Source organism: Fibrobacter sp., from assembly GCF_017545445.1.
Taxonomy (GTDB): Bacteria; Fibrobacterota; Fibrobacteria; order Fibrobacterales; family Fibrobacteraceae; genus Fibrobacter.
On the sequence record NZ_JAFWOM010000142.1, the window covers coordinates 1 to 10,684 of the forward strand.

Sequence of the window (10,684 nt, forward strand, 5' to 3'; positions counted from 1 at the left end):
CTTAATAGGTGATAATCCACAGGATTCCGCATGGAGTGAAAAAGTGAGATTGAACCCGGGAGATAGCGTTATTTTCTATCCTTGGCCATGGTCCGATTTGGAAAATTTAAAAATATCGGTTGAATTTGGTGAAATTGAAAAGAATGACTCTATTTTATTCTTTGATAAAAACGCAATGAGTGCACTTAGGGAAGATTCGGTTATTAGAATTCGTGATTGATAAATGTGGCTAGTGCTTCACAGAAAGAACTTTTGTTTGCTATATTGCAAAAGTAACAGTTCTTTCTGGAGGTGGAATGTCTTTATCTGAAAATTCAAAAAACACAGTTAATCTTGCCAAGTTGACTTATGCGGGTCAAAATGGCGGAACGCAGACCGGCAAAATAGCAAGTGATTACGAACTTATAATAAAAGATAACGAAGAGTCGCATGATGCAGATGCTTTTGCATATACAAAATTCATTGCTCATGCAAGATTCATTGCTTATGTTGCTCAAGATGGCGATGTATTGACTGGCAAAATTGCAGACAAATATGAAATTATAATAGCAGATGGTGCTACGGTGACGCTTAGTAAAGCGAAAGTCAATGCAATTTTCTGCACAGGCGATTGCACTATTATTCTTGCTGAAAATACTCTTAACACCGTAAAAGGTGATCGTTGCAGCTGGCCAGGCATTTTTGTTCCAGAGGGGAAAACTCTGACTATTGATGGTAACGGTTCGCTTAATGTGTGCAGCGAATATGGGGTTGGTATTGGGGCCGAAGATAATTCGAGTTGCGGTAATGTCGTAATCAAGAATGGAATGATAAAGGTGGTTGGCGCTCGGTATCGTGCTGGCATTGGCGGAGGATGTGTCACAAATGCGAAAAAGGCTACTTATGGCGATGTCATAATTTATGGCGGATCGCTTACAGTTAAAGGCGGATATTTAGCGGCTGGCATTGGTACGGGAGCTAACTACAATTCTGAAGTCTCTATGGGTAATGTCACGATAAAAGGAGGTGTTGTCGAGGCGAAGGGTGGCTTGGGTGGTGCCGGTATTGGTACTGGACCTGTGGGCTGTGAAAGTTCTGATCCCTGTAATGGCAAATCATCCTTGAAGTCGATTACGATTAGCGGAGGCTCTGTGACTGCTAAAGGGGCTGGCTGTGCTGCTGGCATTGGCACTGGCTGGCCCGATTACAAGGATTGTTCAACATCCGTTGAATCAATAACGATTACCGATGATGTCGTTGAAGTTACTGCGACAAGAGGTAAAACTCCTCCTGCTCGTTGTTGTATCGGAGTCGGTGGCGGCACTTTTCAAGGTGTATCTTCTGTAGGCTCAATAACGATTGGTGGTAAAGTAACGGAATGCATTGAAAAAAGTAGTTTTACTTATAAACCGAAAAAGTAGTTTGTTGTAAAACTGACCCTGGAATAAATCCGGGGTGACATGTGTAATAGGAAAATCGCCCATGCCTTCAAAAATTTCATCTTGGTTTAACATCGTCATTTACATATTCAAGTTTTGCGTTCGAATTTTCTTCCCGACTGCATTCATGCACAAAGTCGATTTGTCCAAGTTGACGAGCGACTATGTGGCTCAAGACGAAGATCGGTTGGTGGGAACGCTTGTCGGCAAATACAAGGTCTCGGTAGCATGCGATGCTCGGATCGCTCTCGACGGAGTGAACATTACAGGGCTGGATGGCGAAAATGGATGGGCGGGGATTACTTGCCTAGGCAAATGCATCTTTTACTTGAAAGGCGAAAATCGCGTTGTTGGCGGAGAGGGCCACGATGGTGTCCACTCTTGTTTAAAACTGACGATTACGGGGCCGGGTTCGTTGTCTGCTCAAGGTCGTGAAAATCGATCAGGCATCGGAGTCAGTCATTTAGATGAACTTGTTGTCAATTGCGGGATGATTACTGCCAATGGAGGAGTCCGAGGCGTTGGAATCGGCGGCAGCTCTTGCGGAATTATCAGAATAAATGGAGGGACGATTACTGCCAAGGGTGGTGAAACTTGTGCCGGTATCGGTAGCGGTTGTTATGGCAAGGCCAAAGAAATTGTTATCTGTGGCGGTAAAGTCATTGCGACTGGTGGCGATGATGGTGCCGGTATTGGATGCGGCGTCAAGGGAATTGCTGAGAAAATTGAAATCCGTGGGGGAGTTGTTGTTGCCACTGGCGGAAAGAATTGTGCCGGCATCGGTGGCGGAAATGATTCGACCATTGGATCGATAAAAATTTGCGAAACGGCGAAAGTGACTGCAATCAAGGGCGAGTTCGCTAAATTTAGCATTGGGGCTCACTATTTAGGCGCTTGCCGCGAGGTCGATATCGCTGGATATGCAAAGAAAAGTATCGAGACGAGCCCCTTTGTATATGAAGGTTCGGTTAAAGAACAATCTGAGCAGAAACTAGCACGGACTCATAAAATTATTTTGGATAACCTCACTCAAGATTTTGTTGCACAAAATGGCGATGAATTGACGGGTTCGCTTATTGGAAAACACAAAATTTCGATTGCGGATGGTGCTACGGTTGTGCTTAATGGCGTGACCATTCGCGGTTATGATGTTGCTCCAGATGATGCGGTGTGTCCACCGGGATGGCCGGGAATAGACTGCTTGGGCAATTGCACGATTGTTCTTGCAGATGGCTGTTCGAACGAAATTGTAGGAGGTTGTCACTCTGCGGGCATCGATGCTGGACCGAAGGGCTCCTCGCTTACAATTAAGGGCGATGGCTCGCTTATTGCTCGTGGAAACGGCAACGGAGCTGGTATTGGAGGCGGTTTATCTGACGTTGGAGATATTCTCCTTTGTGGTGGCTCGATTGAAGCTGTATGCGATGGTTATGGAGCGGGAATAGGAAGCCGCTTGAATGGCTCTGTCGGAAACATTACGATTACCGATGGTGTGAAAAAACTTGTTGCGAAGACAGATCCGCATTTTTCAGTAGCTTCTTGCTGTATTGGGTCTGGCCGTCACGGCTCTTGTGGGAACGTAACAATAAACGGTTTTGAAGTTGGAAAACTGGAATCAAAATCTTTTGTCTATAAAGGTGATGTTTACACAGCCCGATTTGACGCTAACATTGATGAAGTCGAAGGCTCAATGGAAAATCAACGTGTTATCCCTGGTGCTGTTCCACTGGCTCCCAATGGTTTTAAGCATAAGCATCTTTTCTTTGCAGGCTGGAATACTCAAAAAGACGGCTCTGGAATTGCATTTGATGAACAAAGTCTATTGACGGATATTGCTGAAAATGGTGCTGTTGTGACTCTTTATGCTCAATGGTTCGATGGCAATGTGTCCAAACTAAAAAGAAATTATGTTGCTGCAGATGGAACTGTGCTGACTGGGACTTTGGACGAAGATTATGAGTTGTCCATTGCAAATGGAGCTACGGTTACACTCAACAATATCCACATTACAGGTCGAGGTGCCGGTGAGGGCTTTAGCACAAGAGGGTGGAATGCGATTACTTGTTTAGGCCATTGCACCATTGTTTTGCAAGGTGAAAATTCTGTGACTGCGAAAAATGAATACGCAGGAATTCGTGTGGGGCCCAAAGACACAACGCTTACAATCAAGGGCGATGGCTCGTTGGTTGCTCATGGTGGGGACAATGCTGCCGCTATAGGGGGTAGTGGAGTCGATGTCGTGGGTGAGGGCGGAAATATCGTTATCTGTGGTGGTTCTATAACTGCTGTGGGTGGCTTTAATAGTGCTGGTATTGGGGGTGGGTGTGGTTATTCTATTGGTAATATTACAATCTGTGGGGGCGTTGTCTCTGCGACGGGGCATGGCGATGCTGCTGGCATAGGTGGCGTTTATTATTATTCTGTCGGAAAAATTAATATTTGGGGGCGTGAAACTAAAGTTACTGCGACAAAGGGAATCGAAGCTCCTAGAAGTATTGGTGCTGGTAATAATGGTGAATGTGACGGTGTTGTTATTTGTGGACTTTCGCCTCGTTCTCGCGTTATCCAAAGGAGTCCTTTCGTTTACGAACCATCTTCGGTCAATATTTCCAAAGACAAAAATGGCGAATTTCACGCTGTTAAAATGAAATACGGGCTAACCGTTGATGATGTTGTATTCAATCGAGAATTTTTGACTCAGGGGTATTTCCCCATTGCGTTCCCGTTAAATGTGAATACGGAAAAATTGTTTAATGTGAAGTCCATTTATTCGATAGAATGGATTTCTATTGACGAAAACCGCAAAAAGTCCCTGGGCTTGAAAGAAATTTGGACACATGGTTCGCCTCATGTGGAATTGAAAGCGAATACTCCGTATATGGTGACGTTGTTCTTGTTGCAAAAGCCGATTGAAGGGGTTGCCTCCATGCCGTATAAGGAGACGCTTCCTGAAATAAATGGCTGGAAATACCATAAGACTTATGCGAATGGCGAAGTTTACCGCAAAAAAAAGAACGTGCCTGTTCCCCGAATGCTTGTGGATGAATATTTGAACTTAGCCGTGAGTCCGTGGCTTTATCCGATATCGTTTAAGGTGTTTTATAGACCAAACTCCGATGAAGCAGTGGACGAAATCTCCTTTGCAATCCATTTCTTTTACGATAAAACATCAATTCTTGCAAATAACATAGAAGTCGTTATGGTGTGAAAACTACATCTCTTCCTACTGTCTACTTCCTACTTCCTACTAATCACACCCTTTCTTTCTGTCTTGCCAGACGCTTTGGTTGAACAGCTGGCCTTCGGAGAGGATCGCTTGCGTAAAATAAGAATCGTCTCTTGGTTTTTTTGCTGAAAATAATGTATAATAATTACCAAATCGTGATTTAGTAAATCGTGATTTGGTAATTGAAAAGGCGCAGGGTAGAATATGTTCATTGGCAGAAAACAAGAGTTACAGTTTCTTGAAGATCGATACGCAAGTAAAGGCGGCCAGCTTGTTGTGCTTTACGGGCGCAGGCGTGTCGGCAAAACGGAAACGCTTCATGAATTTTGCAAAGGCAAACCGCATGTGTTCTACTCATGCCGAGAAGTGTCTGACAAGTTGCAATTACGCAGCTTTTCTTCGAAGATATTGCAAGAAAAAATTCCGGCAGCGAAATATATCTCCGAATTTGATGACTGGGAAACGGCTTTGGGCTCTATTTCGGAGTTGCCCTATGGCAAACGGAAAAAACTGCTGGTTATCGACGAGTTCCCTTACATGTGCAAGTACAACAGCAGCGTTCCGTCCGTTTTACAAGCCCTTTGGGATGAACGCTTGAAAAACGAAAACGTCATGATTGTCCTGTGCGGCAGCGCAATGAGTTTTATTGAAAAGGAATTGCTTGCCGAGAAAAATCCGCTTTACGGACGGGCTACGGGAATTTTCAAGATGGAGCCTATGGAATTTTACGATGCAACGCAGTTTTTTCCAAAATATTCCGCTCGAGACAAGATTGTTGCCTATTCTATACTTGGAGGAATTCCGCATTATCTGCGGCAATTCGATTCCGACTTATCTCTTGAAGAAAACATCAAGCGAAACATTCTTACTAAGGGTTGTGCACTTTATAGCGAAGTGGAATTCTTGCTTCGGCAGGAGTTGCGTGAAACAATTCTCTACAATTCCATTATTGAATCCATTGCGCTTGGGGCAACCAAACTGAATGACATTAGCAAAAAATCGCTTATTGACGACACTTCGAAGACTAGTGTTTATCTAAAAAACTTGATAGAGCTTTCTATCGTGAAACGTGAATTTTCTGTTGATGATGGCATAAAGGAAGTGAGAAATCGGAATCGCGGACTTTATCGTCTGACAGACAATTTTTTCCGCTTTTGGTATGCATTTGTATTCACTAACTATTCTGATTTGGAAAGCGGCGATGTTGACGGCGTTTTTGAGCATGTCGTTAAGCCCGCCTTGCATGAGTTCGCATCTTTTTCTTTTGAAGATGTTTGCCGTGAATACATCCAAGAAAAACAGAAGGCGGGGCAACTGCCGTTCCGTTATAAGCGAATGGGACGCTGGTGGGGTAAAACAACTGTACGTCGTAGCGATGAGACGGATGTTCAAGAAACGGAAATTGACCTGCTTGCGATATCCGCTGATAAGGGCAAGTATCTTGTGGGTGAATGTAAATTCAAGGGCAAGCCGTTTACTTACGGTGATTTTCTTGATACGGAGACGAAGCTTTCTCCGCAGAAAGAAAAAGCTGAATTTTACTATTACCTTTTTTCCGAATCCGGGTTTGTGGAAAAACTTAACGATGAAGTTCGCAAGAACCGCAATCTTCATCTAGTGAGTCTTGATGATATTGTAAAGCTAAAGTAAAGTTATATGGTCTAAAACTACACCACTTCCTACTTCCTACTAATCACTAATCTCACCCTTTCTTCCGGTCTTGCCAGACGCTTTGATTGAACAGCTGGCCTTCGGAGAGTCCGTACTTTTCTTCGACGCCTGCTTTTGAAATGGCTGTGTCGATGTCGAGCTTGCCGCGGATGGCTTGTGTATAAATGTCAATCTTGCGGCGGACGGATTCGGGTTCTTCGTCCAAAAGCTCCAGGCGGTAGCTGTTCACGTTTTGCGCGATGAGCCTTGGCAAAAGCTTGAGGGCCGATTGCGGCTTGCCGACGAAGAGCGTGTTGCGGCATTCGGCATCGGATTGCAAAAAGTGGCGTTCGCCCTTGTGGTCTAAAATTTCGACTTTATGCTGTGTGCAAATCTTTTTGCATTCGGGAAAGCGGCGACCGGTCGTGAGGGCGCGTGCGAAGGCACAGTATTCCGAATGGAATGCTGGCATATACTGGTGCAGTGCAAGTTCAAGTTTGCTTCCGTCAATGTTCTTGAGCAAGTCAAAAAGCTGGGTGCTGTTGAGGTCCCACGACGGGTGCAATTTTTCGAGGCCTTGTGCCAAGAGCCAATCGTAGCTTGCACTGTTGGTGGCGTTCAGGCTGTAGTCGCCGACCATCGGGATTCCAGAATCTTTGAGAAGCGCGAGCGAACCGAGGTTTCGCACCAGTGCAAATTCCGGCATGAGCGTGAGAATTTGTTTGATGTAATGGTTTTCGCTGGGCTTGTGGATGCGGAGCGTAGCGATGCCGGCTTCAAAACCGAGCTTGTGGATGCGTTCGAGTGGTTCGTCGTATTTGACGCCCCAGTCAAAATCCATGACGACTTTGTCGATGTCGAGGCCTTGGAGTGCATCGATTTGTTCGGGACGGCGGACGAGAACGGTAATTGTGCGGCGGGGCTTGGGTGTGCTTGCTGTGCTGCCGGGAGTGCTCGCGACTGTATTTGTGCTGCTCGCGACGCTGTGTAGGAACGCGCGACCGTTGTCTGCAGAAGGAGCTAGTTCTTTCCATTGCAAGCGTTTTTCGTCAAATGCTTGTACAGCTTCTTGACGGAGCGTGCGCAAAACTTTGCCGGGGAGGAATGCGTTTGCAGGCAACTTGATTTCGATCTTGTCGAGAACGTAGGCGGTTGCGGAGAGTGCCGAAAGTTCTTTCTTTGCGATTGTCTGGAGTGCGTCGAGTGCGACTTCGCTGCGGGAGGCTTCGAGGATGGCGCCTTTGACGGTGACCGCGCAATTGTCGCTTGAAATCGTGAGCTTGAGCGGTTCGCCGATTTTTCCTTCGAGTGTCATGCACACGGGAATGTGTTTGGCGAAACTCTTGTCCGTAAAAGTCTTGTGGAGTTCTTTTTCGAGAGCGGGGGAGTCGTTGCGGTAAGCCTTCATGCCGTAGCTGACTTTGCGCAAGTTGAATTCTCGACCGAATTCCAGACGAACTTGCGACTTCCCGGCGCTTCCGCGCGCATTTTCTCTTGCATTCTTGGCGCTTCTTGTATCGTGCGCCGAAGCTCTCCATGTTGCCTTGTACAGTCGGCTTCCTGTTTGACGCGGTTCGGGCTCTGCCCTATATTCCTCAAATAAAATCCCGTCGCCCGGCAATAAAGTGCATGGAACAGGCTTGTCTTCAAGTTCTACAATCACGCCGCCGCGTTCCACTTGAACAACGGTTCCGATAAATTCACCGTGGTGGTTCGAAAATGATCCATCGACGAGTTCCTGGTGGTTCACTCCATCGAGCCAGCCTGTGTTGAGCCCGCGTGAGAATAAAACTTCAAGCGGCTCCAGGTCCTGCGCGGTTAGGCGATTTTTTTCCAGCGCTTTGCGGTAGGCGTGCGAAACGGCGGCCACGTATTCTGGGCTTTTCAAACGCCCTTCGACCTTGAGCGATTCCACGCCGATTTCCTTGAGTTCTTCAAGTTTGGGGAGTGCACACAGGTCGCGTGTGCTGAACAAGTAACGTGCCTTCGGGTCTTTCCATTCTTTGCCGTCCACAAAAATGCGGTAGGGGAGGCGGCAACTTTGGGCGCATTGCCCGCGGTTTGCTGAGCGCCCGCCAAAGTTTTCGCTGGTGAGGCACTGGCCCGAGTACGAGACGCAAAGCGCCCCGTGAATGAAAACTTCTAGTTCTAGGTCGGTGAGGCTCTTGATTTGCGCAATCTGCTTTGCTGAAAGTTCGCGAGCGAGGACTGCTCTTGAAAATCCGATGTCCTTGACCAAGTTCACAGCTTCGGAACTCGCGAGCGTCATTTGCGTGCTCGCGTGGATTTCCTGTTCTGGACTGATGGCCTTGATGAGCCTTGCAAGCCCGATGTCCTGAATGATGAATGCGTCCGGCTTTAACGATATCAAGCGTTCCAAAAATTCCGGCAATTCCTGAATTTCACTCTCGAAGATGAGGATGTTCATCGCAAGATACGTCTTTACGCCGCGAAGCCTTGCGTAGCGGATCATCTCTTCGACATCTTCAAATGAAAAATCTTCGGTCCGGCCACGTGCGTTCCAGTGCGGCACACCATAGTAAACCGCGTCCGCCCCGTTGTTGATGGCGGATTCCAGCATGTCGCGTGTACCGACAGGCAAAAGAAGTTCAGGATTGTTCATGCGTAAAAAATAGAATTTACGCTTCGTCTAGCTTGTAACCGAACTGCACGACGGCTCCGGTTTGAGTCTCGCGAAAAATATGCAAGTGGGCCAATCCCTCTAAAATAGCATTGTCGAGTGCGTCTTTGTTCGCTTGCTGATCGTTCCCAAGAGAAACTTCGAGGATATCTTGCGCCCCTTTGTAACCTTCATGGATAACTTTAACGTACGTGTATTCTTCATCCATCTGATGAATGGCTTCGTGAATGTGCTGGTCATCGTAGCCCGGATCCGATTTCAGGTGAATTCCGGTTTTATCCAGCGTGGAAACGGAACCGCAATAGCCGTTCTGTTTAAAATTAAACCATATTTGTTCAAGCATCGTAATACCCCATATAAAAAATAATTCTAATTTTACCGCATGGTCAAAAAATCCCTTATTTTGTCGTCTTTTGTTTGCATTTTCATGCTTTTTTTTGCCGGCTGCTCCAATCAAGAAGCAGAATATAAAATCGCAACGCTTACGGAAGAAAATGCCCGTCTGGCACGTCAAGTCCAAGTTCTCAAGGCTACTTTGGATTCATTGAACGCCCATAAAGAGGCTATGGACAATTCTCTCAAGTCGTTGGATATGAAATAAGTGCAAAAAACTTTCATTTTTGGCATAAATTTGTCAATTTTGCACTCTTTCCCAGTGAAAATTTTTATAAATTTGCGTCCGTGACTGGCCCCCGGTTTGTCGCCAAGGCGAAAACCAATCCTGCTTCCCACGTGAAGCCCTGCGACCGTCAAGTCTCCAAGGAGGCGCTAGTAAGATGGTCTTTAATTAACCCGAATTCCGGTCACCCCGCATGCAGGTTATTTTCCAGCTTGCATGTGCGGTTCAACCCTTACTTTATGAGGTGCCCTGATGGAAATAATCGCTCTCGCACTTTCACTTGTTGCAGTGATTCTGTGCATTGTTATCCTGACTAAGGTCAACAAACTCCTTACCATGCTTCGTACTCCGATTTTCAAGAAGCTCACCCCGGACATGAACCTGAAACCGTCCGCTCGTCGCCCGATCAGCGCTCAGGAAATGGCTCAGCGTGGTGAACGCAATAACAAGGAAAATCGTCAGAACAAGGAACGTCCGGCTAACAACAATAAGGACAATCGCAATCAGCAGGCTGCTCAGGCTCCTGCAACACGCGATCGCAACGAACAACATCAGCGTCCGGATCGTGGCCCGCGCCGCGAACGTCGTCCGGAACGCCCGCATCGTGAAGCTAACGCAGAAGCCCCTGCCGCTTCTGCTGAACAAGCTGCCGCTCCGGTTGCACCGGCTGCTGAAGCCCCGGTCGCCGAAGCTCGCCGTCCGCTTGCTCCGCGTATTCCGGTTGAAACTCCGGCTGCCCCGGCTGTCGAAGCCGCTCCGGCTGCTCCGGTTGCTGAAGCCGCTCCGGCTGAAGCTCCTGCCGAAAACGTCTTTGATCCGTCCAAGGTCCGCTATGGCCGCCGCAACGTGATCAAGAAGGCTCCGGAACTCTCCGAAGAAGCTTAATTCTCACGAGAATTTGCAAAGAATCCCAGTCCAACCGGACTGGGATTTTTTTTGATGTTTTCGTAATCTTTCAAAGCATCAGGCTTGCCGATACCCTCGAAATGGTTGCATTCGATATATTTTACAAGTAGGTTAACTCTTTTGAGGGTAACGTATATTTTCTTTCGCAAATTCCTTTAAGGGAATAAAAAAATAGGATGTTCCAATTTTTAGATTTGAAATAACCACAAATCAACCTAAAAAAG

General features: G+C 46.7%; 8 protein-coding genes. 6 read left to right on the forward strand and 2 right to left on the reverse strand.

What is annotated here, in order from left to right:
- The 4 genes from IKG78_RS16740 to IKG78_RS16755 form a co-directional block, all read left to right on the forward strand.
- Positions 1-220, forward strand: a 220-nt coding sequence (locus IKG78_RS16740; RefSeq protein ID WP_290945593.1) for a hypothetical protein, incomplete at its 5' end; no start/stop codon positions are given.
- A 76-nt stretch (positions 221-296) separates the two neighbouring features.
- On the forward strand, positions 297-1,400 hold the full coding sequence (locus IKG78_RS16745) for a hypothetical protein (RefSeq protein WP_290945595.1): 1,104 nt from the start codon (positions 297-299) through the stop codon (positions 1,398-1,400).
- A 61-nt stretch (positions 1,401-1,461) separates the two neighbouring features.
- Positions 1,462-4,626, forward strand: a complete 3,165-nt coding sequence (locus IKG78_RS16750) for a hypothetical protein (RefSeq protein ID WP_290945597.1) — start codon at positions 1,462-1,464, stop codon at positions 4,624-4,626.
- A 222-nt stretch (positions 4,627-4,848) separates the two neighbouring features.
- Positions 4,849-6,294 carry an ATP-binding protein gene (locus tag IKG78_RS16755; protein ID WP_290945599.1) on the forward strand — a complete coding sequence of 482 codons (1,446 nt, stop codon included), beginning with the start codon at positions 4,849-4,851 and terminating at the stop codon, positions 6,292-6,294.
- Positions 6,295-6,346: 52 nt separating this feature from the next.
- Here IKG78_RS16755 and IKG78_RS16760 read toward each other — a convergent pair whose 3' ends face one another.
- Together IKG78_RS16760 and IKG78_RS16765 are read right to left on the reverse strand one after the other, a co-directional pair.
- Entirely contained in the window at positions 6,347-8,917 is a 2,571-nt protein-coding gene (locus IKG78_RS16760) for a U32 family peptidase (RefSeq protein WP_290945601.1), read from the reverse strand.
- 16 nt (positions 8,918-8,933) lie between these two features.
- Positions 8,934-9,278 (reverse strand): hypothetical protein, encoded by a 345-nt coding sequence (locus IKG78_RS16765; protein ID WP_290945602.1) that lies wholly within the window; start codon positions 9,276-9,278, stop codon positions 8,934-8,936.
- 84 nt (positions 9,279-9,362) lie between these two features.
- Between IKG78_RS16765 and IKG78_RS16770 the strand changes: the two genes are divergently transcribed.
- Entirely contained in the window at positions 9,363-9,536 is a 174-nt protein-coding gene (locus tag IKG78_RS16770; RefSeq protein ID WP_290945604.1) for a hypothetical protein, read from the forward strand.
- Positions 9,537-9,806: 270 nt separating this feature from the next.
- On the forward strand, positions 9,807-10,439 hold the full coding sequence (locus IKG78_RS16775; RefSeq protein ID WP_290945605.1) for a hypothetical protein: 633 nt from the start codon (positions 9,807-9,809) through the stop codon (positions 10,437-10,439).
- Positions 10,440-10,684 lie beyond the last annotated feature (245 nt).